The 25,260-nt window shown below is 60.9% G+C and carries 27 protein-coding genes; 10 read left to right on the forward strand and 17 right to left on the reverse strand.

The window, feature by feature from the left end; all coding sequences use genetic code 11:
* Window positions 1–10 precede the first annotated feature (10 nt).
* From FHT71_RS11065 to sdhC, 10 genes are all read right to left on the reverse strand, one after another.
* Complete coding sequence (locus FHT71_RS11065) at window positions 11–2,995, reverse strand: 2-oxoglutarate dehydrogenase E1 component (RefSeq protein WP_132588571.1); 2,985 nt, start codon at window positions 2,993–2,995, stop codon at window positions 11–13.
* Window positions 2,996–3,156: 161 nt separating this feature from the next.
* Window positions 3,157–4,062: a succinate--CoA ligase subunit alpha gene (sucD, locus tag FHT71_RS11070; protein WP_007796987.1), complete on the reverse strand. Its 906-nt coding sequence runs from the start codon at window positions 4,060–4,062 to the stop codon at window positions 3,157–3,159.
* Between the two features lie 19 nt (window positions 4,063–4,081).
* Entirely contained in the window at window positions 4,082–5,275 is a 1,194-nt protein-coding gene (gene sucC, locus FHT71_RS11075; protein ID WP_007796991.1) for an ADP-forming succinate--CoA ligase subunit beta, read from the reverse strand.
* 40 nt (window positions 5,276–5,315) lie between these two features.
* On the reverse strand, window positions 5,316–6,278 hold the full coding sequence (mdh, locus tag FHT71_RS11080; RefSeq protein WP_007796993.1) for a malate dehydrogenase: 963 nt from the start codon (window positions 6,276–6,278) through the stop codon (window positions 5,316–5,318).
* Window positions 6,279–6,459: 181 nt separating this feature from the next.
* Window positions 6,460–7,623 carry a cell division protein ZapE gene (gene zapE, locus FHT71_RS11085; RefSeq protein ID WP_132588572.1) on the reverse strand — a complete coding sequence of 388 codons (1,164 nt, stop codon included), beginning with the start codon at window positions 7,621–7,623 and terminating at the stop codon, window positions 6,460–6,462.
* 48 nt (window positions 7,624–7,671) lie between these two features.
* On the reverse strand, window positions 7,672–8,181 hold the full coding sequence (locus tag FHT71_RS11090; RefSeq protein ID WP_007796999.1) for a protease inhibitor Inh/omp19 family protein: 510 nt from the start codon (window positions 8,179–8,181) through the stop codon (window positions 7,672–7,674).
* Window positions 8,182–8,404: 223 nt separating this feature from the next.
* Window positions 8,405–9,184, reverse strand: a complete 780-nt coding sequence (locus FHT71_RS11095) for a succinate dehydrogenase iron-sulfur subunit (protein ID WP_132588573.1) — start codon at window positions 9,182–9,184, stop codon at window positions 8,405–8,407.
* A gap of 12 nt (window positions 9,185–9,196) precedes the next feature.
* The gene (gene sdhA / locus FHT71_RS11100) at window positions 9,197–11,038 is read right to left on the reverse strand and encodes a succinate dehydrogenase flavoprotein subunit (protein WP_132588574.1); all 1,842 of its coding nucleotides are present in this window, start codon (window positions 11,036–11,038) and stop codon (window positions 9,197–9,199) included.
* Window positions 11,039–11,045: 7 nt separating this feature from the next.
* A complete protein-coding gene (sdhD, locus tag FHT71_RS11105; protein ID WP_132588575.1) occupies window positions 11,046–11,426 on the reverse strand; it encodes a succinate dehydrogenase, hydrophobic membrane anchor protein in 381 nt (126 codons plus the stop codon).
* A gap of 11 nt (window positions 11,427–11,437) precedes the next feature.
* Window positions 11,438–11,833, reverse strand: coding sequence for a succinate dehydrogenase, cytochrome b556 subunit (gene sdhC, locus FHT71_RS11110; RefSeq protein WP_007794183.1), 396 nt, complete (start codon window positions 11,831–11,833; stop codon window positions 11,438–11,440).
* 312 nt (window positions 11,834–12,145) lie between these two features.
* Between sdhC and FHT71_RS11115 the strand changes: the two genes are divergently transcribed.
* Complete coding sequence (locus FHT71_RS11115; RefSeq protein WP_183719675.1) at window positions 12,146–12,694, forward strand: hypothetical protein; 549 nt, start codon at window positions 12,146–12,148, stop codon at window positions 12,692–12,694.
* On the opposite strand, the gene FHT71_RS11120 is transcribed toward FHT71_RS11115, so the two are convergent.
* The 5 genes from FHT71_RS11120 to tsaD are packed head-to-tail and all read right to left on the reverse strand — an operon-like array spanning window position 12,684 to window position 16,154.
* Entirely contained in the window at window positions 12,684–13,331 is a 648-nt protein-coding gene (locus FHT71_RS11120; protein WP_132588577.1) for a methyltransferase, read from the reverse strand. The two genes, FHT71_RS11115 and FHT71_RS11120, sit on opposite strands and share 11 nt — an antisense overlap.
* A 7-nt stretch (window positions 13,332–13,338) precedes the next feature.
* Window positions 13,339–13,770, reverse strand: a complete 432-nt coding sequence (locus FHT71_RS11125) for an EVE domain-containing protein (RefSeq protein WP_132588578.1) — start codon at window positions 13,768–13,770, stop codon at window positions 13,339–13,341.
* 2 nt (window positions 13,771–13,772) lie between these two features.
* Entirely contained in the window at window positions 13,773–14,066 is a 294-nt protein-coding gene (locus FHT71_RS11130; protein ID WP_007794196.1) for a YciI-like protein, read from the reverse strand.
* Between the two features lie 10 nt (window positions 14,067–14,076).
* The gene (locus tag FHT71_RS11135) at window positions 14,077–15,060 is read right to left on the reverse strand and encodes an NAD(P)H-dependent glycerol-3-phosphate dehydrogenase (RefSeq protein ID WP_007794197.1); all 984 of its coding nucleotides are present in this window, start codon (window positions 15,058–15,060) and stop codon (window positions 14,077–14,079) included.
* Window positions 15,057–16,154, reverse strand: coding sequence for a tRNA (adenosine(37)-N6)-threonylcarbamoyltransferase complex transferase subunit TsaD (gene tsaD / locus FHT71_RS11140; protein ID WP_132588579.1), 1,098 nt, complete (start codon window positions 16,152–16,154; stop codon window positions 15,057–15,059). Before tsaD ends, FHT71_RS11135 begins: the two co-directional genes overlap by 4 nt.
* A 73-nt stretch (window positions 16,155–16,227) precedes the next feature.
* Between tsaD and hemC the strand changes: the two genes are divergently transcribed.
* From hemC to FHT71_RS11175, 7 genes are all read left to right on the forward strand, one after another.
* Window positions 16,228–17,157 carry a hydroxymethylbilane synthase gene (hemC, locus tag FHT71_RS11145; protein WP_132588580.1) on the forward strand — a complete coding sequence of 310 codons (930 nt, stop codon included), beginning with the start codon at window positions 16,228–16,230 and terminating at the stop codon, window positions 17,155–17,157.
* A gap of 7 nt (window positions 17,158–17,164) precedes the next feature.
* Window positions 17,165–17,872: a uroporphyrinogen-III synthase gene (locus tag FHT71_RS11150; RefSeq protein ID WP_132588581.1), complete on the forward strand. Its 708-nt coding sequence runs from the start codon at window positions 17,165–17,167 to the stop codon at window positions 17,870–17,872.
* Between the two features lie 88 nt (window positions 17,873–17,960).
* The gene (locus FHT71_RS11155; RefSeq protein WP_132588582.1) at window positions 17,961–19,181 is read left to right on the forward strand and encodes a COG4223 family protein; all 1,221 of its coding nucleotides are present in this window, start codon (window positions 17,961–17,963) and stop codon (window positions 19,179–19,181) included.
* Window positions 19,182–19,184: 3 nt separating this feature from the next.
* Window positions 19,185–20,777, forward strand: a complete 1,593-nt coding sequence (locus FHT71_RS11160) for a heme biosynthesis protein HemY (protein WP_132588583.1) — start codon at window positions 19,185–19,187, stop codon at window positions 20,775–20,777.
* 15 nt (window positions 20,778–20,792) lie between these two features.
* Complete coding sequence (locus FHT71_RS11165; RefSeq protein WP_007794220.1) at window positions 20,793–21,278, forward strand: TerB family tellurite resistance protein; 486 nt, start codon at window positions 20,793–20,795, stop codon at window positions 21,276–21,278.
* Window positions 21,268–22,026 carry a glutamine amidotransferase gene (locus tag FHT71_RS11170; RefSeq protein ID WP_007794222.1) on the forward strand — a complete coding sequence of 253 codons (759 nt, stop codon included), beginning with the start codon at window positions 21,268–21,270 and terminating at the stop codon, window positions 22,024–22,026. The genes FHT71_RS11165 and FHT71_RS11170 overlap by 11 nt, the downstream gene beginning before the upstream one ends.
* A 139-nt stretch (window positions 22,027–22,165) precedes the next feature.
* Window positions 22,166–22,651 carry a RidA family protein gene (locus FHT71_RS11175; protein WP_132588584.1) on the forward strand — a complete coding sequence of 162 codons (486 nt, stop codon included), beginning with the start codon at window positions 22,166–22,168 and terminating at the stop codon, window positions 22,649–22,651.
* Window positions 22,652–22,657: 6 nt separating this feature from the next.
* On the opposite strand, the gene FHT71_RS11180 is transcribed toward FHT71_RS11175, so the two are convergent.
* On the reverse strand, window positions 22,658–23,905 hold the full coding sequence (locus tag FHT71_RS11180; RefSeq protein WP_132588585.1) for an MFS transporter: 1,248 nt from the start codon (window positions 23,903–23,905) through the stop codon (window positions 22,658–22,660).
* A gap of 139 nt (window positions 23,906–24,044) precedes the next feature.
* On the opposite strand from FHT71_RS11180, the gene FHT71_RS11185 reads away from it, so the two are divergent.
* The gene (locus FHT71_RS11185; RefSeq protein WP_016556606.1) at window positions 24,045–24,335 is read left to right on the forward strand and encodes a YggT family protein; all 291 of its coding nucleotides are present in this window, start codon (window positions 24,045–24,047) and stop codon (window positions 24,333–24,335) included.
* Window positions 24,332–24,646 carry a DUF167 domain-containing protein gene (locus FHT71_RS11190; RefSeq protein ID WP_132588586.1) on the forward strand — a complete coding sequence of 105 codons (315 nt, stop codon included), beginning with the start codon at window positions 24,332–24,334 and terminating at the stop codon, window positions 24,644–24,646. The genes FHT71_RS11185 and FHT71_RS11190 overlap by 4 nt, the downstream gene beginning before the upstream one ends.
* On the opposite strand, the gene ppa is transcribed toward FHT71_RS11190, so the two are convergent.
* Entirely contained in the window at window positions 24,647–25,183 is a 537-nt protein-coding gene (gene ppa / locus FHT71_RS11195; protein ID WP_007794234.1) for an inorganic diphosphatase, read from the reverse strand.
* Window positions 25,184–25,260: the final 77 nt, after the last annotated feature.

A 25,260-nucleotide genomic window follows, 5' to 3' on the forward strand; every position in this document is an offset into this window, starting at 1 on the left:
GCCCGATCCCTTAGCCGCCCAGCGCATCCTCGAGGAATGCGGCGAGCTGCGACAGATGCTTGGACATCAGACCCGTCGCCGGCGAAGCGGCGGCCGGACGACCGGTGTAGCGGACGCGCTGGTACTTCGCATCGATATGGGCGAGCACCCATTCCAGATACGGGTCGATGAACGACCATGCGCCCATGTTCTTCGGCTCTTCCTGGCACCAGACCATCTCTGCGTTCCGGAAGCGGCTGAGCTCGTTGATGAGCGCCTTTGCCGGGAACGGATAGAGCTGTTCGACGCGCAGCAGGTAGATGTCGTCGATGCCACGCTTTTCACGCTCTTCCAGAAGGTCGTAATAGACCTTGCCGGTGCACATGACGACGCGGCGGATCTTGTTGTCCTTCTGCAGCTTGATCGGGCCGTCCTTGATGACCTCCGCATCGTCCCAGAGCAGGCGATGGAAGGAGGACTCGCCGGCGAGTTCCGCAAGGCTGGAAACAGCCCGCTTGTGGCGCAGCAGCGACTTCGGCGTCATCAGAACGAGCGGCTTGCGGAAGTCACGCTTCAGCTGCCGGCGCAGGATGTGGAAGTAGTTCGCCGGCGTCGTGACGTTGGCGACCTGCATGTTGTCTTCAGCGCAGAGCTGCAGGAAGCGTTCGAGGCGGGCCGAAGAGTGCTCGGGGCCCTGACCTTCGTAGCCATGCGGCAACAGGCAGACGAGACCGGACATGCGCAGCCACTTGCGTTCGCCCGACGAGATGAACTGGTCGAAGACGACCTGCGCGCCGTTGGCGAAGTCCCCGAACTGGGCTTCCCAAAGGGTCAGCGCGTTCGGACGAGCCAGCGAATAGCCGTATTCGAAGCCGAGCACTGCTTCTTCCGAGAGCATCGAGTTGATGACTTCATAACGGGCCTGGTTGGGCGACAGGTTCGCAAGCGGAATAAAGCGCTCTTCGCTCTCCTGATCGTAGAGAACCGAATGACGTTGCGAGAACGTGCCGCGTTCGCAATCCTGACCGGAGAGACGGATCTTGTGGCCTTCGACCACCAGCGATCCGAAGGCAAGCGCCTCAGCCATCGCCCAGTCGAGGTTCTCACCCGTCTGGATCATGTTGGCGCGGTTTTCCATGAAACGCTGGATCGTGCGGTGCGCACGGAAGCCTTCCGGAATTTCCGACAGCTTGCGGCCGATATCCTTGAGCGTCTTCATCGGAACGGCGGTCTTGCCGCGGCGTTGCTCGTCGGCATTGTCAGCCGTGCGCAGGCCCGACCACTCGCCGTCCAGCCAATCGGCCTTGTTCGGCTTGTAGCTTTGGCCGGCGTCGAATTCCTGCTCGAGATGCGCGCGCCAATCGGCCTTCATCCTCTCGACTTCGCCGTCGCTGACGAGACCCTCGGCAACAAGGCGGTCCGCATAGATCTGCAGCACGGTCTTGTGAGCGCGGATGACCTTGTACATCTTCGGCTGCGTGAAGGACGGTTCGTCGCCTTCGTTGTGGCCGTAGCGACGGTAGCAGAACATGTCGACGACGACAGGCTTGTGGAACTTCATGCGAAATTCCATGGCAATCTTGGCAGCGTAGACAACCGCTTCCGGATCGTCGCCGTTGACGTGGAAGATCGGCGCCTCGATCATCTTGGCGACATCGGACGGATAGGGCGACGAACGCGAGAAGGCCGGATTGGTGGTGAAGCCGATCTGGTTGTTGATGATGACGTGCATCGTGCCGGCAACGCGGTGACCGCGCAGGCCGGACAGGCCGAGGATTTCTGCAATCACGCCCTGGCCGGCAAAAGCCGCGTCGCCATGGATCAGCAGCGGCAAAACCTTTGCGCGCTCGGAAAGCGGAATGGTGTCGCCTTCCCAGACGGTAGCGCCCATATCCTGCTTGGCGCGGGCCTTGCCCATGACGACAGGGTCGACGATTTCGAGGTGCGACGGGTTGGCCGTCAGTGACACGTGAACCTTGTTGCCGTCGAACTCACGGTCTGAGGACGCCCCGAGGTGATATTTCACGTCGCCCGAACCTTCGACTTCATCAGGTGCGTAGGAACCGCCCTTGAACTCGTGGAAGATGGCGCGGTGCGGCTTGCCCATGACCTGTGAGAGCACATTCAAGCGGCCGCGGTGAGCCATGCCGAACACGGCTTCGCGAAGGCCGAGATGGCCGCCGCGCTTCAAGATCTGCTCGAGCGCCGGGACGAGCGATTCACCGCCATCGAGACCGAAGCGCTTGGTGCCCTTGAACTTCACGTCGAGGAACTGCTCGTAGCCTTCGGCTTCGACCAGCTTGGCGAGGATTGCCTTCTTGCCTTCCGGTGTGAAGGCAACGCCCTTGTCCGGGCCTTCGATGCGCTCCTGAATCCAGGCCTTCTCTTCCGGATTGGAGATGTGCATGAATTCGACGCCGAGGGTCGAGCAGTAGGTGCGCTCGAGAATCTCGATCATCTCGGGCAGGGTGGCGTATTCGAGGCCGAGAACGTTGTCGATGAAGATCTTGCGGGAATAGTCGGCCTCGGTGAAGCCGTAAGCTACGGGCGACAGTTCCTTGTAGTCTTCAACAGGCGCGGCGATCCCGAGCGGATCGAGCTTGGCATGCAAGTGACCGCGCATGCGGTAGGCGCGGATCATCATGATGGCACGGACGGAATCGCGCGTTGCCTGCAGGATATCGGCGCCATCGGTCGGCTTGCCGGCGGCTTCCGCCTTGCCCTTGACCTTGGTCTCGATGATCTTTTCAACAGTGCCCCAATCACCGTCGAGCGCCGAAACGAGGTCGCTCTTGGGCTGCAGAGGCCAATCCTTCTTGCGCCAGGATGCACCCTTGGCCGCCTTCTTCACATCTTCCGGATTGTCTTCCAGCGCCTTGAAGAAAGACCGCCACTCCTCGCCGACCGAGTTCGGGTCTTCCTCATAGCGCGCATAAAGCTGCTCGATATACGAAGCATTGGCGCCATCCAGGAACGAGGTAATCTGAAACTGCTCGTTGGCTTCTTGCCGTGCCATGGTTACATGCGGACGCTTTCGTCCGCCTCCTGACTTGTGAATCCGCCGGATACTCGACCGGCTTGCCGCATCTGTCGTTAGCCGCCTGTCCGCGGCTCATTTCATTTCGAAGTCGAGATCCGGGCAGACAGTAAGAACCGCTGCCCGGGTTATAGATTGGATTAGCCCTTGAGGACTTCAACCAGCGTCTTACCGAGGCGAGCGGGGGACGGCGATACCTTGATCCCGGCCGATTCCATGGCCGCGATCTTCGATTCCGCATCGCCCTTGCCACCGGACACGACAGCACCGGCGTGGCCCATCGTACGGCCCTTGGGAGCCGTACGGCCAGCGATGAAACCCGCCATCGGCTTTTTGCGGCCCTTCTTGGCTTCGTCGATCAGGAACTGTGCCGCGTCTTCTTCAGCCGAGCCGCCGATTTCGCCGATCATGATGATCGACTGGGTGGCTTCGTCTGCGAGGAACATTTCCAGGACGTCGATGAACTCGGTGCCCTTGACCGGATCACCGCCGATGCCGACGGCCGTCGTCTGGCCGAGGCCTTCGTTCGAGGTCTGGAACACCGCTTCGTAGGTCAGCGTGCCCGAGCGGGAAACGATACCGACCGAACCCTTGCGGAAGATCGAGCCCGGCATGATGCCGATTTTGCATTCTTCCGGCGTCAGGATGCCCGGGCAGTTGGGCCCAAGCAGTCGCGACTTGGAGCGGTCGAGGCGAGCCTTGACGCGGACCATGTCCATAACAGGGATGCCTTCGGTGATGCAGGTGATGAACGGGATCTCGGCTTCGATCGCCTCGATGATCGCGTCGGCGGCGCCTGCCGGCGGAACGTAGATCACGGTCGCGTCGGCGCCGGTCTTTTCCTTGGCTTCGGCAACGGTCGCGAAGATCGGCAGCGAGGTGCCATCGACGCCCGACGACCACGATTCGCCGCCCTTTTTCGGATGAATACCGCCGACCATCTTGGTGCCGTAATAGGCGAGCGCCTGTTCGGTATGGAAGGTGCCGGTCTTGCCGGTCAGGCCCTGAACGAGAACCTTCGTGTCTTTGTTGACGAGAATAGACATTCTTTCCGGTCCTTCCAGATTAGGCTTTGATCGCCGCGACGATCTTCTTCGCCGCATCGTCAAGGTCGTCGGCTGCGGTGATCGCCAGGCCCGACTCGTTGAGGATCTTCTTGCCAAGCTCGACATTGGTGCCTTCGAGGCGCACGACGAGCGGAACCTTAAGACCGACTTCCTGAACAGCCGCGACAACGCCTTCGGCGATGACGTCACAGCGCATGATGCCGCCGAAGATGTTAACGAGGATGCCCTCGACCTTCGGGTCGGCGGTAATGATCTTGAAGGCCGCAGCGACCTTCTCCTTGCCGGCGCCACCGCCGACGTCGCAGAAGTTCGCCGGCTCCTTGCCATAGAGCTTGATGATGTCCATCGTCGCCATCGCAAGACCGGCGCCGTTGACCATGCAGCCGATATTGCCATCGAGGGCGACATAGGCGAGGTCCCACTTCGAGGCCTCGATTTCCTTGGCGTCTTCTTCGGTCTCGTCGCGCAGCGCCTTGACGTCGTCATGGCGGAACAGCGCATTGCCGTCGAACGACATCTTAGCGTCGAGAACGCGCAGGTGGCCGTCCTTCATGACGATCAGCGGGTTGACTTCAAGCAGAGCCATGTCCTTTTCGCCGAAAGCCTTGTAGAGCGCCGGGAACAGCGCCTTTGCGTCTTCGGCGGCAGCGCCGTCGAGCTGCAGCGCCTTGGAGATCGCAGCAACATCGGCAGCCGTGACACCGGCTTCCGGATCGATCGCAATCGTGTGGATCTTTTCAGGCGTGTCGTGAGCGACGGCCTCGATGTCCATGCCGCCTTCCGTCGAGACGACGAAGGCAACGCGGCCGACGGAGCGATCGACGAGCAGCGAGCAATAGAGCTCGCGAGCGATGTCGGCGCCGTCTTCGATGTAGAGGCGGTTGACCTGCTTGCCAGCTTCACCTGTCTGCGCCGTCACCAGCGTATTGCCGAGCATTTCCTTGGCGTGGGCAACGACTTCGTCGATCGACTTGGCGAGGCGAACGCCGCCCTTCGCGTCTGGGCCGAGTTCCTTGAACTTGCCCTTACCGCGGCCGCCGGCGTGAATCTGGCTCTTGACCACGTAAAGCGGGCCGGGGAGCGACTTGGCGGCAGCTTCGGCCTCCTCGACCTTGAGGATCGCCACACCTTGCGCGACCGGCGCGCCATAGCCCTTCAGCAGGGCCTTGGCCTGATATTCATGAATATTCATGGGTCTATTCCTGTTTGGATGACGTCAGCGCGTGGTCTGATTACTTGAGCGCAGGCGCGATGTTGATGCAGGCTTCGCATAGGCCGGCGACAGCGCCGACAGACTTGTCGAAGGCTTCCTTCTCGGCCTTGTTCAGGTCGATCTCGATGATGCGCTCGACGCCGCCGGCACCAATGACCGTGGGAACGCCGACATACATGTCCTTGACGCCGTACTGGCCGGTCAGCTGAGCCGCGCAAGGCAGGACGCGCTTCTTGTCCTTGAGGTAGGATTCAGCCATTTCGATCGCGGAAGCAGCCGGCGCGTAGTAGGCCGAGCCAGTCTTCAGCAGGCCGACGATTTCGGCTCCGCCATCGCGGGTGCGCTGGATGATTTCTTCCAGACGCTCCTTGGTGACCCAACCCATGGTGATAAGGTCGGTCAGCGGGATACCTGCGACCGTGGAGTAACGAGCGAGCGGCACCATGGTGTCGCCGTGGCCGCCGAGAACGAATGCCGTGACATCCTGGACGGAAACGTTGAATTCTTGGGAGAGGAACAGGCGGAAGCGCGAGCTGTCGAGCACGCCGGCCATGCCGACGACCTTGTTGGCAGGGAGGCCGGAGAACTTCTGCAGCGCCCAGACCATCGCGTCGAGCGGGTTGGTGATGCAGATAACGAAAGCGTTCGGGGCGTACTTCTTGATGCCGGCGCCGACCTGCTCCATGACCTTGAGGTTGATGCCGAGAAGATCGTCGCGGCTCATGCCCGGCTTGCGGGCGACGCCGGCGGTGACGATGCAGACGTCCGCGCCTTCGATCGCGGAGTAGTCGCTGGCGCCCGTCAGGTTGGCGTCGAAACCCTCGACCGGAGAGGACTGAGCAATGTCGAGGCCCTTACCCTGAGGAATACCGTCGGCGATATCGAAGAGAACGATGTCGCCCAGCTCCTTCAGGCCGGCGAGATGCGCCAGCGTGCCACCAATCATGCCAGAACCAATGAGTGCGATCTTGTTACGCGCCATTTCGCTGTTTCCTTTGCGATCAAAATTCGTCAGGCGACGCGCGGAGGGGGCATCGCCCAATGCCGCCATCGCATAGCCCCAAAGCCAAAAATTGGCAAACGATTATTTTTGAGCGAGGAATTTCAATCGTTTAGATCATAAAATTCTTACGTAAACGTAATATAAATTGTCACCAAAGCGTTTACTCGGCAGCCCGTCGCTCATGGTGCAATGCGAGATACTCGGCGCTGCGCATTTCGAAAAGACGCGAGACAGTGCGGTCGAACTCGAAGCCCTCGGTACCACGCGCTTGTGTCAACAAATTTTCAGGCATCGCTGCTGCGGAGACATAGAGCCGCACCGCATGATCGTAAAGCGTATCGACCAAGATGATGAAGCGCTTGATCTGATTCCGTTTGTCAGGCCCCAGCAATGGCACGTGTTCGAGGAAGATCGCATCGAAACGCTCTGTAATCGCGAGAAAGTCAGCCGGACCGAGCGGTTTTTCGCAAAGGTCGGCAAAGGAGAAGCGCGCGATGCGATCGACTGCAAGGGGAACGTGGATTGAGCGCCCTTTCATCGGAATTTCGAGCGGTTGCGCCTTTCGCCCATGCAGTGCCTGAGTCCAAGACGCTTCCATCGCCATGTCCGTGCGCTCGTCGATGGGCGTCAGGTAGACCGGCTGACTGTCGAGCTTCTCCATCCGGTAATCGGTCGGCGAGTCGAGGGTCACGATCTCGACATTCTGTTTCAGAAGGTCGACGAAGGGCAGGAACAGGCTTCGATTGAGGCCGTCCTTGTAAAGATTGTCGGGCTCGACATTCGAGGTCGCGACCAGCAGGCATCCGCGCCGGAAAAGTTCGGAGAAAAGCCGCGACAGAATCATCGCATCGGCAATGTCCGTCACGGTAAACTCATCAAAGCAAAGCAGTTCGGCTTCGTCATAGAGAGCAGCAGCGACGACCGGAATGGGATCGGCCTGCTTCGTTTCGCCCTGCTTCAGCTTCAGCCGGTGTACCGCAATGCGGTGGTGCACGTCGGTCATGAATTCATGGAAATGCGCGCGCCGCTTCTTCGCGCAGGGCGCCATCCCGAAAAACATATCCATCAGCATCGTCTTGCCGCGGCCGACGCTGCCGTGAATGTAGAGCCCCTTGACCGATTCCGACGGCTTCTTCTTGTTGGCGAACAACCAGCCGAGAGCGCTTGCCTTTGCCGCCGGCCGCCTCTGCTTCAGCGCCGACAGAACCCGGTCCAGACATTTCGCCACATGCATCTGGGCTGAATCGATTTGAAGCGCGCCCGAAGCCGTCAGCGACTTCAACTGTTCGCTGACGCTCAGGGAATAGTCTGGCATGGGTTGCATAAAGGAGGTCCGCCTATGCAGGATCGGCGGCCTTCGCCGCCTGATCTTTTAACGGCTGAGGCTGATCGGCTGGCCGGTATTGGTCTGGCCGCTAAAGGCGTTGTCGGCAGTCTTGTAGACGCTGCCTATCTGATTGCCGCTGCGGTCCTTCAGGATGACCTGCTTGCCCGTGACTTCCCAGGAGCCCATCGCCGTCAGTTCGCCGACGCAGCCGCGCGTACCGCCGCGCGAGCCGCTGCCAAGATTGGTCAGCGTCAGGAACATGTCGCAGGACCCGTTGACGCGCCAGCTGCCGACCATCGATTCCTTGGTGACATCCATCGCATTCGCGGCCATCGCACCGGGCTGGCCGCCGGCGACAGGCGCCGTGGTCGTGGGAGCGGCAGGGAACTGGGAAGAGCCGGAAGGCGGCGGAAGTTGCCCGCCCTGAACCGAAGGAACCGGCTGCGCCGTGAGCGGCGCCGGGGCAGAATAGCTTGCATCATTGTAAGCGGTGCGCTGGCAGCCAGCTAACGACAGAATAACCACGAGACCTGTCGCCATATGTCTGAACTGCATCATGATACTCCTGATTTTTCCAGTATTGTCCTGAAGTTGCCGCGCAATCACGGCGGAATTATCTTGAAAGGCTGTATTGAATCAAGCCAGCGCGAGGAGAAATTGTGTCGATGTGGGAGCAACGCCGTAAACCCGAGACAAATTTGGCGCAATCCCGGGCAAATCAAGGCTGCGTGATCGGATAAAGAAAAGGGCCGCATCTGCGGCCCTCTTGCTGGATCGATCAGACGCGGCGCTCGACCATCATCTTCTTGATTTCGGCGATCGCCTTTGCCGGGTTCAGACCCTTCGGGCAGGTCTGCGCGCAGTTCATGATGGTATGGCAGCGATAGAGGCGGAACGGATCCTCGAGATTGTCGAGGCGCTCGCCGGTCGCCTCGTCTCGCGAGTCGATCAGCCAACGGTAGGCCTGCAAGAGAACAGCCGGGCCGAGGTAACGGTCGCCGTTCCACCAGTAGCTCGGACAGGAGGTCGAGCAGCAGGCACACAGGATGCACTCGTAGAGACCGTCGAGCTTCTGGCGATCCTCGTGGCTCTGCTTCCACTCCTTGGCCGGCGTCGGTGAAACCGTCTTCAGCCACGGCTCGATCGAGCGATGCTGGGCATAGAAGTTGCTCAAGTCGGGAACCAGGTCCTTGACGACAGGCAAATGCGGCAGCGGATAGATCTTCACCGTGCCCTTGATGTCGTCGAGGCCCTTGGTGCAGGCCAGCGTATTGGTGCCATCGATGTTCATCGCGCAGGAACCGCAAATGCCCTCACGACAGGAACGGCGCAGCGTCAGCGTCGGGTCGATCTTGTTCTTGATATAGAGCAGACCGTCGAGCACCATCGGGCCGCAATCGTCGACATCGATGTAGAAAGTGTCGATCGACGGGTTCTGACCGTCATCCGGGCTCCAGCGGTAGACGCGGAATTCGCGGGTGTTCTTCGCACCCGCCGGCTTCGGCCACACCTTGCCTTCGCGCATCTGGGAGTTCTTGGGAAGAGCGAGTTCAACCATGTCCAGTTCCTCTTAGTACACGCGAGCCTTGGGCGCGATCTTCTTGGGATCGATGCCCTCTGCGATGAGCTCGGTGTGAACCGGGCGGTAGTCGAGCTTGACGTCGCCGGCGTCGTTGACCCAGGCGAGCGTATGCTTGCGCCAGTTGACGTCGTCGCGGCCGGCAAATGCGCCTTCGGTGTAGTCCTCTCGCGCATGCGAGCCGCGGCTTTCCTTGCGCGCCTCGGCGCCGTAGATGGTGGTGATGGCATTGGCCATCAGGTTCTGTAGCTCGAGCGTTTCCACGAGGTCTGAGTTCCAGATCATCGAACGGTCAGTGACCTTGATGTCTCGCATTTCCTGCCAGATGGCCGAGATGCGCTTGCAGCCCGATTCCAGCGATTCCTGCGTGCGGAACACGGCAGCGTCTTCCTGCATGCCGCGCTGCATCTTCTCGCGCAGCACAGCCGTCGGCGTGCTGCCGCTGGCGTGACGCAGGCCGTCGAAGCGATCCATGATCTTGTCGCAGGCAGCGACGTTGAGGTGCGGGATTGGGGCCGCACGGTCGATCACCTCGCCGGCGCGGATCGCGGCAGCGCGGCCGAAGACCACGAGGTCGATCAGCGAATTGGAGCCGAGGCGGTTGGCCCCATGCACGGAGGCACAGCCGGCTTCACCGACGGCCATCAGGCCGGGGATGATGCGTTCCGGATTTGAGCTGTCGGCATTCAGCACTTCGCCCCAATAATTGGTCGGAATGCCGCCCATGTTGTAGTGGACCGTCGGCAGGACCGGGATCGGCTCGCGCGTCACGTCGACGCCGGCAAATATCTTGGCGCTCTCGGAAATTCCCGGCAGGCGTTCATGCAGAACGGCCGGATCGAGATGGTCGAGATGCAGGAAGATGTGGTCCTTGGCCTTGCCGACGCCGCGGCCTTCGCGGATTTCCAGCGTCATGCAACGCGAAACAACGTCGCGCGAGGCAAGGTCCTTGGCCGAAGGCGCATAGCGCTCCATGAAGCGTTCGCCCTCGGAATTGACGAGGTAACCGCCTTCGCCGCGCGCGCCTTCGGTGATGAGACAGCCCGAACCATAGATGCCGGTCGGGTGGAACTGCACGAATTCCATGTCCTGCAAGGGCAGGCCGGCGCGTGCCACCATGCCGCCGCCGTCACCGGTGCAGGTGTGGGCAGACGTTGCCGAGAAATAGGCGCGGCCGTAGCCGCCGGTCGCCAGCACCACCATCTTGGCAGCGAAACGATGGATCGTGCCATCGTCAAGACACCAGGCAACGACGCCGGTGCACCGGCTGCCGTCTTCCGACATGATCAAGTCGAGCGCGAAATACTCGATGAAGAACTCGGCATTGTTGCGCAGCGACTGGCCGTATAGCGTGTGCAGGATGGCATGGCCGGTACGGTCGGCAACGGCACAGGTGCGCTGTACCGGCGGGCCTTCGCCGAAGTTCTGCATGTGGCCACCGAACGGGCGCTGGTAAATCTTGCCTTCCTCGTTGCGCGAGAAGGGCACGCCGTAATGTTCGAGTTCATAGACCGCCTTCGGCGCTTCCATGGTGAGATACTGCATGGCGTCGACGTCGCCGAGCCAGTCGGAGCCCTTGACGGTGTCGTAGAGGTGCCACTGCCAGCTGTCCGGCGTCATGTTCTGCAGCGAGGCGGCGATGCCGCCCTGGGCCGCGACCGTGTGCGAGCGGGTCGGGAAAACCTTGGTGATGCAGGCCGTGCGGAAACCCTGTTCGGCCATGCCGAGCGTGGCGCGAAGCCCGGCGCCACCGGCGCCGACGACGATCACATCGTATGAGTGATCGACGTACTTGTAGGCCTTCCCATTCTGAACGGGTGAAGTCGGTGCCATGATACGGTTATCCTACGAATGCAATTTTCAAAATGGCGAAGAGACAGAGCCCCGCCATCAGGATCGAAAAGAAGGTGTTCAGCATCAGCAGGCCGATCTTGGCGAATTCGCCATGTACGTAATCCTCGATGATCACCTGCATACCGAGCCGCATATGAATGGTGCCCGAGACGACCATCAGACCCATGACGACTGCAACAAGCGGGTTCGACAAGGCGCGAACCACGTCTGCGTAAGGCGCGCCTGCGTGAACGATCATGAAAATGATGAAGAAGAGGAAGAGCGGCACATTGGCAACCGCCGTGACGCGCTGGCGCCAGAAATGATCGGTTCCTTCCTTGGCCGAGCCAAGGCCGCGAACCTTGCCGAGGGGGGTGCGCATATCCATGAGAACAACCTTCAGAAGCGAATGAGGAAGCCGATCACCCAGACCAGCACGGTCAGACAGAGCGATATGACGATCGAAGCCTGAGCCATCTTGGTCGAGACTTCCTTATCGAAGCCGTAGCCGAGATCCCAGACGAAGTGACGCAAGCCGCCGACCATGTGGTGCAGCAGTGCCCAGGTATAGCCGAGCAACACGAGCTTGCCGACGATGCTGCCGAGTATCCAGTTGACCCAATCATAATAGGCCTGGCCGGTTGCAGCTCCGATCAGCCACCAGGCGACCAGCAGCGTGCCGACATAAAGTGCGCCACCAGTAATACGGTGGACGATCGACATAACCATAGTGGGGATTGGTTTATAAATTTGCAAATGCGGCGACAGGGGCCGGTTATTTGTGACATTCGCCATCAGAACCTCGCGGCGTCTTCTCTGCGCTCCCGGATTTCGGAGCATTCAAGGCAACCACACGAATGACAAATTTGTTTGTGTGCGTCGCATCAATGGCGACGTTTAATCACGGAAGCCCCTAACGACAAGTATAATTGCACCCCCAATTTAATTTAATCGATTTGCGTCTCTGGGTGGCGCGAACTGTGCTTGACGGCCCGGCCGGTGCTCGACGCAAGCGGCATGCCGCGACGTCTTCTGGACAACCGACGACTTTTGGCGCATTTTGCTGTTAACGCTTTGTTAACCATTTCATTTTCGGAGATCCGCGTGATGCTGAAGACTATCTCCACGCTCGTTTCACTTGTCGCCGCTGCTTTGATCGCGCTACCGACCTCGGCGGGCGATTTCGGCAAGAATTCGTTCTCTCGCCACGGTGGTAAGGGATTCGTCAGGCATCATGCACCCACCATCGTCGGCCGACCCTTTCGTGGATGGAACGATGGACGCATCCGTTTCTCAGATGGATACGGCCAGTTCGGCTATCGCCACGGCCGAACGCCTCTGATCAAGCGCGCTTCATGGCCGAATGGTGGCTACAATGGTTATCGCGGCTATGGCGGAGGTTATGGCGGCTACGGTGGACGCAACGTCATCGTCCTTGTTGCGCCACAGCTGGGCGGCGGAAACGCAAGCGGCACCTATGCCGGATCGTCCTACGTGTATGACAACGACGGCGGAACTTATGCGGTCGGCAGCGGCTACGGCCTTCCAGCACCAACGCAAACCACGACCCTTGCACCAATGGCCAAGGTCATCAACGTCACGGCGAAAAGCAGCAGCTGCTCTTACGAGGCAGGCGTCTGCGTTATCAGGCCGTGAAACGCCAGACAGTTGTTTTCTTCACCTCGCTATCCTCAAGCGCTCGCGTAACCGGCACCTGATAGACTGCGCAGAATTTTAGGCGGTCCTTGGGAAGATAGCTGCGACCCGGATCGCCGACGAGGACCGTAATGCCTTGGCGGCTGAGAGCTTCGAACCACGGAACGATCGCGGTGGCAAAGCCGCTGTCGTAGAAGACATCACCGGCGAGCAGAATGTCGGCCTCGACCTGGCCGCCAATCAGATCAGCAGCAGTGAAATCGACCTCGACCGCGTTCAGGCCGGCGTTCAGCCGCACAGCGGTTTCGGTCCACGGATCGATGTCGGCGGCAACGACCTTGGCAGCTCCCGCCATCTTTGCGGCAATCGCCACCAGGCCGGAACCTGTGGCGAAGTCGAGAACGCGCTTGCCGGCAACGATATCAGGATGGTCGAGTATGTAGCGCGCCAGCCCCTGACCACCCGCCCAGGCGAACGCCCAGAAGGGCGGCGGCAGACCGATTTCCGCAAGCTCCTCTTCCGTCTTCAGCCACAACTCATGCGCCTCGTCTGCCAGATGCAGTCGAATTTCCGGCACATGCGGCGGCGTCATCGGGCTGGTATTGGCGCGGATGAAGATCTCGGGATCGGTTCTCAAAGGCGGCTCAACGCGGCGGATTGTCGAGACCACCCAGCCGGCAGATCTCCAGATACTCCTCATCCGTCACCGGCTGGACCGAAAGCCGCATGGAGGTGACGAGCGACATCTTGGCGAACTTCTCGTTGGCCTTGATGTCTTTGAGCGAGACCGGCTTGGGGATGTCGCAAACAGCGCGAATATCCACGCAATCCCAGCGGTCGTCACCTTTTGCCGTCGAGTCCGGATGAGACAGAGCGCAGACTTCGACGATACCGACGATCTCGAGACCTTCGTTGGAGTGATAGAAGAAGCCCTTGTCACCCAGCTGCATCGCCCGCATGTTGTTGCGGGCGAGATAGTTGCGGACACCGGTCCATTCGGTGCCCTTCTCGCCGGCCGCCTTTTGCTGCTGCCAAGACCAGGAAGCAGGTTCGGATTTGTAAAGCCAGTGCGCCACGCTCATGCCTCCGGATTATTGAAGACCCAGTTGAAGGGCTTGATGTCGACGCTCTCGAAAAGTCCGGCCTTTGCGTAGGGATCGCTGTCCGCCAGGGCCTTGGCCGCTTCGATCGTGTCGGCATGAATGATAACGAGGCTGCCGCAGGGCTTGCCCTCGCCATCGAGAAACGGTCCAGCCATCTTCAAAACGCCTTCAGCATTGAGCTTGTTGAGATGTTCCACGTGGGCGGGCCGTGCCTCCATGCGGACATTGAGGTGATCGGGCTTATCCTTGCAGAGGAGAGCAAAAAGCATATCGGAACTCCTATTCAGTCGTAATCGGACGCGTCATGAGCTGATCGATGGCTTCGGCGATGCCGAGCTTGCCTTCGATGATAGCGGAAACGGCATCGGTGATCGGCATGCTGACATTCAGCGACTGCGCCAGACGCGATGCAACAGCGGCCGCAAAGGCGCCTTCAACGAGCTCGCCGTGGGCGGGATCGACTGTCTCGCCGCGGCCGAGCGCAATCCCGAAGCGTAGGTTACGCGATTGATGGCTGGTCGCCGTCAGCACCAGATCGCCGAGGCCGGACAACCCGCGCACCGTATCCGCCTGCCCGCCTTTTGCAACGACGAAACGGGACATTTCGGCAAGCCCGCGTGCAATCAGTGCCGCGCGCGCCGAGTCGCCAATGCCGGCTCCCTCGACGATACCGCATGCGATCGCCAGGACGTTTTTCAGTGCTCCGCCGAGCTGCACGCCGATCCGGTCAGACGATGCATAAAGCCGGAACGTCCGCCCGGAAATGGCGTGGGCCAGCCTTTCGGCGACGTCCATATCCGCCGCAGCAATTGCCATGGCCGTTGGCAATCCCTTCGCGATATCGGCCGCAAAGCCGGGTCCGGATAGGACAGCAATCGCGTGACCCGGTATTTCGCGCTCCAGCATGTCAGTCAGCAGATTGCCTGTTGCCCTCTCAATGCCCTTGGCACAGGTGACAACGATGGCATCGCTTGCGAGATAGGGCCGGTACTGTCTCGCCGCATCCGCCTGCGCCTGTGAAGGCATCGCGAAGAGCACCATGTCGGCATCGCCGATCGCATCTGGTTCGGCGGAAAAGGCAAGGGACTCCGGCAACGCGATGCCCGGCAAGACCGCATCGTGCAAACGTTCGGCCTTCAGGTCCGCGATCAATTCAGGATCCCGACCGACGAGTGTCACCGCGTTGCGTTCCGTCAAGGCGATCACCGCGGCAAGTGCGGTTCCAAAAGCACCGGCTCCGATGACGGCAATCTTCTCGCTCATGCTTTCGCTCCCCGCTTGCCGAAGCCAAGCAATGTCTCGGCGTTGGAATCCAGCGGCCAGCGCGAGCGCGGCTGCACATCGAGGTCATCCGGTTCGACGCCTGTCGCCATCCGCTCCAGGCCAGCCCAGGCAATCATCACGGCGTTATCGGTGCACAGCCGCAGCGGCGGCGCGACGAAACGAAAGCCATGCTTGCCGCAAAGCGACTGCAGGGTACTGCGAACCTCCAGATTGGCAGCGACCCCGCCAGCAACCACGAGGGCCGGCCCGCCGTCGACATTTGGGAACTCAGCCTTGAAGCGTTCCAACCCACGGCCGATGCGATCCTTCAGCGTCCGTGAGATCGCCTTCTGGAATGAGGCGCAGATGTCGGCGACATCCTGCTCCGTCAACGGCGCGATTTCTGTCGCCGCCTGGCGCACCGCCGTCTTCAGACCGGAAAACGAGAAATTGAGCTTGGCCTCTCCCACCAAAGGTCGCGGAAAATTGAAGCGATCCGGGTTACCGCTCTTGGCCGCGCGCTCGACTGCCGGACCGCCGGGATAAGGCAGGCTCAGCAGTTTCGCCGTCTTGTCGAAGGCTTCGCCGAGCGCGTCGTCGATCGTCGTACCCCAGCGTTCATATTGCCCGACACCGCGGACAAGAATAAGCTGGGTATGGCCGCCCGAAACGAGCAGCATCAGATAAGGAAAGGCGAGCCCGTCCGTCAGCCGCGCCGTCAATGCATGCCCCTCGAGATGGTTGACGGCATAGAGCGGTTTTCCGGATGCTTTGGCGATCGCCTTTCCGGTCATGAGGCCGACGAGCAGACCGCCGATGAGGCCAGGCCCCGAGGTTGCCGCGATGGCATCGATATCCGAGAGCGACACATTGGCACGTTTCAAGGCTTCGTCGATCAGCGTATCCAGGGCTTCGACATGGGCGCGCGCGGCGATCTCCGGCACGACGCCGCCATAGGCGCTGTGCTCCTCGAGTTGGCTCAAGACGACGTCCGAACGCACCGTCGGCTGCCCGTCAAGAGCTCGCTCGACCACTGCCGCCGCGGTTTCGTCGCAGCTTGTTTCGATGCCGAGGATGCGTAGAAAGGGCGCCATGAAACCTGATCGTTGATTGCGATGGGTCTTAAACCTGTTTACGAGGAACTCCGGTAACAACGGATCAATGCGGATGCAAACAAAACCTTTCCGGATCGGCACTCGAGGCAGCCCGCTGGCGCTCGCCCAAGCTCGCGAAGCGCGTGACAGGCTGATGGCGGCGCACGGGTTGCCGGAAGAGATGTTCGAAATCGTCGTGCTGAGCACCAAGGGCGATCGCATCACCGACCGCTCGCTGGCCGAGATCGGCGGCAAGGGCCTGTTCACGGAAGAGCTGGAGCAGCAGCTTGCGAGCGGCGACCTCGACATAGCCGTGCATTCCGCCAAGGACATGCCGACGCGGCTTCCCGAAGGGCTCTGTCTTTCCGCCTACTTGCCCCGCGAAGATGTCCGAGACGCGGTGATCGGACGCACAGCGCCGAAACTGATCGACCTACCCCACGGCGCGACCGTCGGCTCTTCGTCGCTTCGCCGACAGGCGTTGATCCGTCGCCTGCGCCCCGACATCAACGTTATTACCTTTCGTGGACTTGTCGATACACGGTTGAGAAAGCTGCAGGAGGGCCAGGTCGATGCGACGCTGCTTGCGCTCGCCGGATTGAAGCGCCTCGGCAAGGTCGACGTGATAACAGATATCCTCGCCGTGGAAACCTTTCCGCCCGCGCCGGCACAGGGCGCGATCTGCATCGAAAGCCGGATCGGCAACGCCCGCATCGATGACCTGCTTGCACCCATCAATGATGCGGCAACCTTCGATGCGGTTTCCTGCGAAAGAGCGTTTCTCACCGCCTTGGACGGCTCGTGCCGCACGCCGATCGGCGGCTATGCCATCTGTGAAGGCGATCAAGTCCGCTTCTCCGGCTTGATCATCACGCCGGACGGTCGCAATCAGCACGCCGTCAGCGTCGATGGCCACCGGCGCGATGCTGCTGCATTGGGCACGCGTGCCGGGCAGGAAATCCGCGCACGCGCCGGCAGCAGCTTCTTCGACGACTGGAGTTGACGTCCCGATGCGCGTGCTCGTGACCCGTCCCCAGTATTCGGGCGAGCGCACCGCCAAGCGTCTTCGCGAGCTGGGACACGAACCGATATCGCTGCCGCTGTCGCAGCCGGTTCACTACGTTGATACAGCGGTACGTGGCCTCGAGACGACCGAAGGCAGCATTGCAATCACCAGTGCTGAAGCGATCAGGGCGCTCGCTTGGCGAAGCGCTGAGTTCGCCGTTCACCTCGCACGCCCCGTCTTTGCGGTCGGGAAGGCAACCGCCGAAGAAGCACGCGCGTTCGGCTTCGTCTCCGTCACCGCATCCAGCGGCAACGGCCACGAACTTGCGCAGACGATTGCGGAGAGAGCTGGTGGCCCCGTTCTGTATCTGACCGGCCTGCCAAGAGCCGAAACCTTCGAGAAGCGAGCGCGCGAAATCGGCCTGGAGATCACTGTCGCCGAATGTTACCGGATGGAGCCGACACGGATCGCACCGCAGACGCTGGAAACGATCTTTGCACACCAACGGCCGGATGCGATCCTCTTCTACTCGCGTCAGACAGCCGAAAACTTCTTCGGCATGGTCGCGGCGCACATGAGCCCCGATGCGCTAGATGGGACGCGCCTTCTCTGCCTCAGCAAGTCCGTTGCGGAGGCAGTGCCGATGCCACTGCAGGGCGCCGTGAGCATCGCGACGATGCCGGAGGAGCGCAGCCTTTTGTCGCTCCTTTGAACGCTTAGATGCCCAAATTTCATCTAACCTCTTTCCTTGACTGGCATCACTGATTAGTTTCGTTGCGATGCATTAAGATGAGGATCTCATGGCACCAGGAAATCCGCCTCGCCACTCGAAGAGCACCGAAGAGCCGGTCACTATCGATCTGGACACGCAGGAATTTGCTTCTGCCAAGGATGCCGAAACGAAGGCCGAGGAGCCGACCGATGAACCGGACGCGAGCCCCTCAGATGAACCCGCAGCGCAGGCCGAAACGCCCAATGAGCCGCCGCCTCATGAAGCGCCAACAGCTGCTGAGCCCGTGGCTAATGAGCCGGTTCCTCCGGCGCCGCCTGCCTCGCAGCGGGGCAGCACGTCGTCCTTGGTCGCCGCCGGTATTGTTGGTGGTCTAATAGCATTGGTCGGCGCCGGGGCCATTCAATATGCCGGCTACCTGCCCAGCCCGTCCGCTCCCGCTGTACCATCTGCCGATGTCACCAATCTCTCCGCCGAAATCGACGGGCTGAAGCAATCGGTCGCCAATCTCACCGCTGCCCCCTCCACATCAGATAACAGTGCGCTGGAGCAGCGCATTGCGGCGTTGGAAGCGACCGCCAAAAACCCGACCGCTGCTGCCACCGACACGCCGGCAGTCGATGCGCTCAATCAGAAAATTGTCGACTTGACCGGCCAGATTGACCAGTTGCGTGGCGCCGTCACTCAGGCCTCGGAACAAAAAACCTCCGACAGCGCCGAAATGGAGCAACGTCTGGCTGAAGCGGAAAAGAAGCTCAATGAACCGCGGCAGGATGTCGCCGTCGCCAAGGCGATCGCGGCCGCGGCGCTGAAGGCGGCGATCGATCGCGGCGGGCCGTTCGTTGCCGAACTCGACACGTTTGCCGGCGTCTCCCCTGATGATCCCGCTACCACAGATCTGCGCAATTTCGCGGAGACCGGCGTTCCCTCGCGTGCCGAGCTGGTCCGCCAGGTACCGGACGTCGCAACGGCTATCGTCGATTCCGTTAATCAGACCGACTCCAACCAGAGTTGGTCCGACCGATTGATGGCGAGTGCCAAATCGTTGGTGAAGGTTCGTCCCGTCGGCAATGTCGAGGGCGAGAGCGTAGAGGCGATCGCCGCACGCATGGAGGACAAGGTGAAGAACGGCGACCTGCAGGGCGCCGCATCCGAATGGGCCAATCTGCCGGCTCAGGCGAAACAGGCATCCGCCGCCTTCAAACAATCGCTTGAAGCGCGCATCCGTGTCGAGGATCTGGTGGGCAGCGCCTTGTCCAAGGCCGTTTCCAACGCCGGCAAGGAGGGCTGAGGCATGGTCAGGCTCGTCATATTTGCCCTCCTCGTCCTGGCACTCGGCTACGGATTTTCCTGGCTGGCCGATCGCCCCGGCGATCTTTCGCTGATCTGGGAAGGACAGCTCTACCAGACCCGGCTTATCGTTGCGGCAAGCGCCCTGATCGCACTCATTGCGGCCGTGATGGTCCTGTGGTGGTTGCTGCGAACGCTGTGGATGTCGCCCTATTCCGTCACCCGCTACTTTCGTGCCCGCAAGCGTGATCGCGGCTATCAGGCACTATCAACAGGCCTGATCGCAGCGGGTGCCGGCAATGCGGTGATGGCGCGCAAGATGGTCGCACGCTCCCGCGGTCTGATTCGCGCCGATCAGGAGCCGCTGATCGCTCTCCTCGAGGCACAGGCAGCGCTGATCGAGGGTCGCCACGACGAAGCCCGGGCCAAATTCGAAGCGATGACCAACGATCCCGAGACCCGCGAACTCGGGCTGCGCGGACTGTATCTGGAAGCCAAGCGGCTCGGCGCCAGTGAGGCAGCGCGCCAGTATGCGGAGAAGGCTGCCGACAACGCGCCCTACTTGCCTTGGGCTGCCCAGGCAACGCTCGAGTATCGCAGCCAGGCAGGCCGCTGGGATGATGCGATGCGGTTGCTGGAGCAGCAAAAGGCAGGCCGCGTCATCGAAAGGGCCGAGGCTGACCGGCTTCGCGCCGTGCTGTTGACCGCCCGCGCCACCGAAAAACTAGAAAACGATCCAGCGGGCGCGCGCGACGACGCCACGCATGCGCTCAAGCTCGCCGCCGACTTCGAGCCTGCCGCAATTATCGCCGCGAAGGCGCTGTTCCGCGAAGACAAGCTGCGCAAGGCGGCGTCCATCCTCGAGCAGGCGTGGAAGTCCGCGCCGCACCCCGACATCGGCCGCACCTATGTTCGCGCCCGCAGCGGCGACTCTGCCGCTGACCGCCTGAAGCGCGCCGAGCGCCTGGAGGGGATGCGGCCAAACAACGTCGAATCCTTGCTTCTCGTGGCGCAGACCGCTCTCGACACCCAGGACTTTGCAAAAGCCCGCGCCAAGGCGGAAGCCGCTGCCCGTATCGAGCCACGCGAAGCCGCCTTCCTGCTGCTCGCGGATATCGAGGAGGCTGAAACCGGCGATCAGGGTCGTATTCGCCATTGGCTTGCGCAGGCCCTCAAGGCGCCGCGCGATCCGGCGTGGGTGGCGGATGGCTTCGTTTCCGACAAATGGCTACCACTCTCACCCGTCACGGGTCGACTGGATGCCTTTGTCTGGAAGGCGCCTTTCGACCATGTGGACAAAGCGGTCGATGAAAGCACGACGATCTCCATCGACAGCGCGCTGAAAACGCTGCCGCCCGTGCGCGAAGCTCGCTCCGAAAGCCCGGCCAGCGATCACCGTATCATCGAACTCGAGCGGGCTGCCACGATAGCCGAGGCGGCGCGTCCATCTCCGAAACCGCCGGCGCCAAGCAAGCAGGCGGCAGAAGCTGCAACTTCACCCGAACCGCGCCCCTTCTTTGGTGGCCTGCCGGACGATCCCGGCGTTCGCAATCCAGCGGCGGAGCCAGAACCCAAGACACGGCTTCGCCTTTTCTAGACAAACAGGACCTAAATGTTCGAACGCTTCCAGGAATTCTTTCAGAATCTGACTTCCGACAATGCAAAGAAAGGCTTCGCCCCCGATGATCCGCGCATCGCTGTGGCCGCGCTCTGCATGCAGGTCATGGAGGCCGACGGTCAGGTCAAGGACAGTGAGACGAAGCGACTTCGCAAGCTGCTGAAAGATCAGTATGGGCTAGACCGCAAGCAGCTCGATGCGCTGATGGCCGCCGGTCAGGAGGCAGAGAGCGATGCCGTCGACTACTACCGCTTCACCTCGGATCTCAAGCGCCACCTCAACACGGAACAGCGGCTCGAACTAATCGGAGTCCTCTGGGACATCGTCTATGCCGATGGCGAGCGCAGCGAGATGGAGGATGACGCGATCTGGCGGATCGCCGAACTTCTCGGCGTTTCCGCGCGTGAGCGGATCCAGAAGCGGCAGGAGGCAGCACGACGGGTCACGGATACCGAGGTGGTACAGGACGATGCCGACTGACCGTTTACCCGAGCACATCCAACCTCCGGTTCTGATTGTTCTGCATCAGGAGCGCTCGAGCCCTGGCCGGGTTGGTCAGTTGCTGGTCGAGAAGGGGTATCGGCTCGATATCAGGCGCCCGGCTCTCGGCGACAAGCTTCCCTCCACGCTTGCCGAGCACGCAGGAGCCGTTGTCTTCGGTGGACCAATGAGCGCCAACGATACGGATGATTTCGTCAAGACGGAGATCAACTGGCTCGATGTGCCGCTGAGGGAGAAGCGCCCGCTGCTCGGCATCTGCCTTGGCGCACAGATGCTGGTCAGGCAACTCGGCGGCAAGGTTCAGGCGAACGCCGATGGCTCCACCGAGATCGGTTGGTATCCGCTACGCCCCACCGAGAAGGGCCGACTGCTGATGCACTGGCCGAGGATGGTTTATCACTTTCACCGCGAAGGCTTTGACCTGCCGCACGGCGCGGAGCTGCTGGCGGAGGGAGATACCTATCCCAATCAGGCCTTTCGCTACGGCGGCCATGCCTGGGGTCTGCAGTTCCACGCAGAGCTGACGCGCGCGATGATGCACCGCTGGGTGGTTCACGGCGCCCATCGCTTCATTCTTCCGAACGCACAGCAGGGTCGTGAACATCTGGAAGGACGAATGCTCTTCGACGCGCCGCTGAAAGCATGGCTGAACGAGTTCCTTGACATCGTTTTCAAAGGCAAGGCGGCCAAGTCCGTCGCGACATCCAAGGCCGCCCTTCCCGCTTAGCAGCGTGCGCCCCGCACCGCGTCGTGCTAGAATCCACTCTGGCGATATTCACCAGCAAGAATGCGTTCCGATCCCGGATCAGATCTTGGAAATCTCCGTGCCCGAGCAATGACCAGCAAGCTATCTCCGGAGGAATTCCATGGCTAACTACGAGCAGAGACTTGCCGCGATGGGATTGGTTCTACCACAGCCCCTGAAACTGCCTTCCAACATGGTCCTTCCGTTTCCGTGGGTGAACGTGCGCGGCAATCGCGCGTTCGTCTCAGGCCATGGTCCGCAGAATACCGATGGTACGCCCGCCGGTCCGTTCGGAGCCGTTGGCGAAAACATCTCCATTGAAGAGGCTAAGGCATCCGCTCGGAAAGTAGCTCTTTCGATGTTGGGCAGCCTGAAGCGGGAGTTGGGCAGCCTTGATCGCATTTCCGGCTGGTGCCGCGTGTTCGGTATGGTGAATAGCGCGCCGCGCTTTGCCAATCCGCCCGCCGTAATCAATGGCTTCACCGAGCTGATCATCGAGGTGTTCGGACCGGAGGTGGGCAGTCACTCCCGATCCGCGATCGGCGTTGCCGGCCTGCCGCTAAACTTTCCGGTCGAAATCGAAGCAGAGCTCATCGTCTCGACCTGAAGGCCGTCACACTTGCCCTCGCCGCTCCGGCGCATCAAGCGTGTCGATCTTGCGCAGCTTCGAAAAGCTCGTTGCCCAAATTGCCGCCACGGCAAGTGTTCCAACGCCACCGATCACAACGGCGGGGACGGCGCCGAAAATCGAAGCCATTGTGCCTGCTCGGAATTCGCCGAGTTCGTTGGAGGCACCCACGAAGACCATGTTGACGGCATTGACCCGGCCGCGCAGTTCGTCCGGCGTCCAGAGCGCAATCAGGCTCTCCCGCACGTAGACGGAAATCATATCGGCCGCACCCATGATGGCCAGCGCTGCGATCGACAGTTCCGTACTGGTCGAAAACCCGAAGACGACAGTGCCGATGCCGAACAGGGCGACGCCGATGAACATGGCAATGCCGGCACTGTGCCTCAGCGGATAGGCAGCGAGAAAAATCGCCATTGCGATCGCGCCAACCCCGGGCGCCGAGCGCAGGAGGCCAAGCCCCCAGGGGCCGAGTGTCAGGATATCGCGCGCGAAAATCGGCATCAGTGCCGTCGCGCCGCCGAGCAGCACCGCAAAGAGGTCGAGCGATATGGCGCCGAGCACGACTTTTTCGGCGCGAATGAAGCGGAAGCCACCGAGGATCATATCCCAGCTCTTGGCTTCGCCAGTCGTCTTCTGCGGCGGTTTGGGGATCATATAGAGCAGCGCTGCGCCAAGGGCAGCGAAGACGACAGCGACGGTGTAAGCCGTATGAGGGCTGATGCCATAGAGGAGCCCGCCGAGAACCGGCCCCGTGATCGCCGCCAGTTGCCACGAAGACGAATTCCAGGCGATGGCATTCGACAGATCCTGCGCCGGCACAAGGTTCGGGGCCAGCGATTGCACTGCCGGCGACATGAAGGCGCGCTCGATGCCGAAAACCAGCAGAACGGCAAACACAGGCAACGGCGAGAACGTGCCGGTTATCGTCATCAAAAGCAGCGCCAGCGTACACATCGCGCTGACGAGCGAGCAGATGGCGGCGATCGCACGTCGATTGTGTCGGTCAGCGACGGATCCGGTGACAAGAATCAGGACCAGCGACGGCAGAAATTGCACGAGGCCGATCAGGCCGAGATAGATCGCGCTGCCGGTCTGGTCATACATCTGCCAGCCGACGGCGACACTGACGATCTGCTGCGAAAAAGACAACAGAAACCGTGCGAAGAAGAACCGGGTGTAGGACGGATGCCGGAACGCGGCAAAACGATCTCCGGTTGGCGAAAAGGACATGAAGGCTTTCCAAGACAACAGGCCAGACGCCAACGCGCGACGCCGCTGTTAAACATGATTTACAATGCGTTTCGAGACAGCACTTGCTCGTTTAGTCGCCAATGTCTACATGTCTGTCAACAACGAACTGGAGACGGCAATGCTTGCGCTTTTTCAAACCATTGATTTGGCGTTGAATCTCTACACTTGGGTGCTGATCGCCAGCGCTATCTTTTCCTGGCTGTATGCGTTCAACGTGATCAACTCTAGCAACCAGTTCGTCAATTCGGTCGGCATGTTCCTCTACAACGTGACCGAACCGCTGCTGCGACCGATCCGCCGCGTGCTGCCGAACCTCGGCGGCATCGACATCTCGCCGATCATCCTGCTGCTGATCATCTTCTTCGTGCGTTCGCTGATGTGGAATTCGATCTTCCCGCTGGTGGCATGAGCCAGCCATGGGCTGCGTTCACCGATCACATCTCTCTCGCACTTCGTCTGACCCCCAATGGCGGACGCGACGCAATTGACGGTGTGGAAATAGACGCCGAAGGCAAGTCCCACCTCAAAGTCAGAGTGACGGCCGTTCCCGAGAAGGGCAAGGCGAACAAGGCATTGGTCGCGCTGGTGGCCAAGTCGCTTGGTGTCGCAAAGTCATCCGTCAGGATCGCCTCCGGCGATACGTCGCGCAAAAAAATCCTCCGGATCGATGGCGACCCGGAGGATTTGATCAGGAAATCGAGTGCTCTCGTGGAGAGTTGATTACGCCTTTTCCTTCTTGGCGCGTTCGATCGCCTCGAGGATCAGCGCGCCGGCTTCCTTGGAATCACCCCAGCCGAAGATCTTCACCCACTTGCCGGGCTCGAGATCCTTGTAGTGCTCGAAAAAGTGCTCGATCTGCTTCAGCGTGATCTCCGGAAGGTCGGTAAAGTCCTTTACCTTCTCGTAGCGCAGCGTCAGCTTCGGCGACGGCACGGCGATGATCTTCTCATCCTTGCCGGAATTGTCCTCCATCTTCAGAACGCCGATCGGGCGCACGTTGATGACGCAGCCCGGAACAAGCGGACGCGTGCTGGCGATCAGGACGTCGATCGGATCGCCGTCTTCAGAAAGTGTGTGCGGCACGAAGCCGTAATTGCCCGGATAGGTCATCGGCGTATAGAGGAAGCGATCGACAACGAGCGTACCGGCTTCCTTGTCCATCTCGTATTTGATCGGGTGGCCGCCGACGGGCACCTCAACGATTACGTTGACATCTTCCGGCGGGTTCTTGCCGATGGAAATCGCGTCGATGCGCATAGAGCTTCCCTCTAAAGGTTAAGTCGATGGTTGCCAGATACTGGGAATCATCCCGCAAGGCAACACGCCAGTGTCGA

The sequence above is a fragment of the Rhizobium sp. BK060 genome, from assembly GCF_014193145.1.
Classification (GTDB): domain Bacteria; phylum Pseudomonadota; class Alphaproteobacteria; order Rhizobiales; family Rhizobiaceae; genus Rhizobium.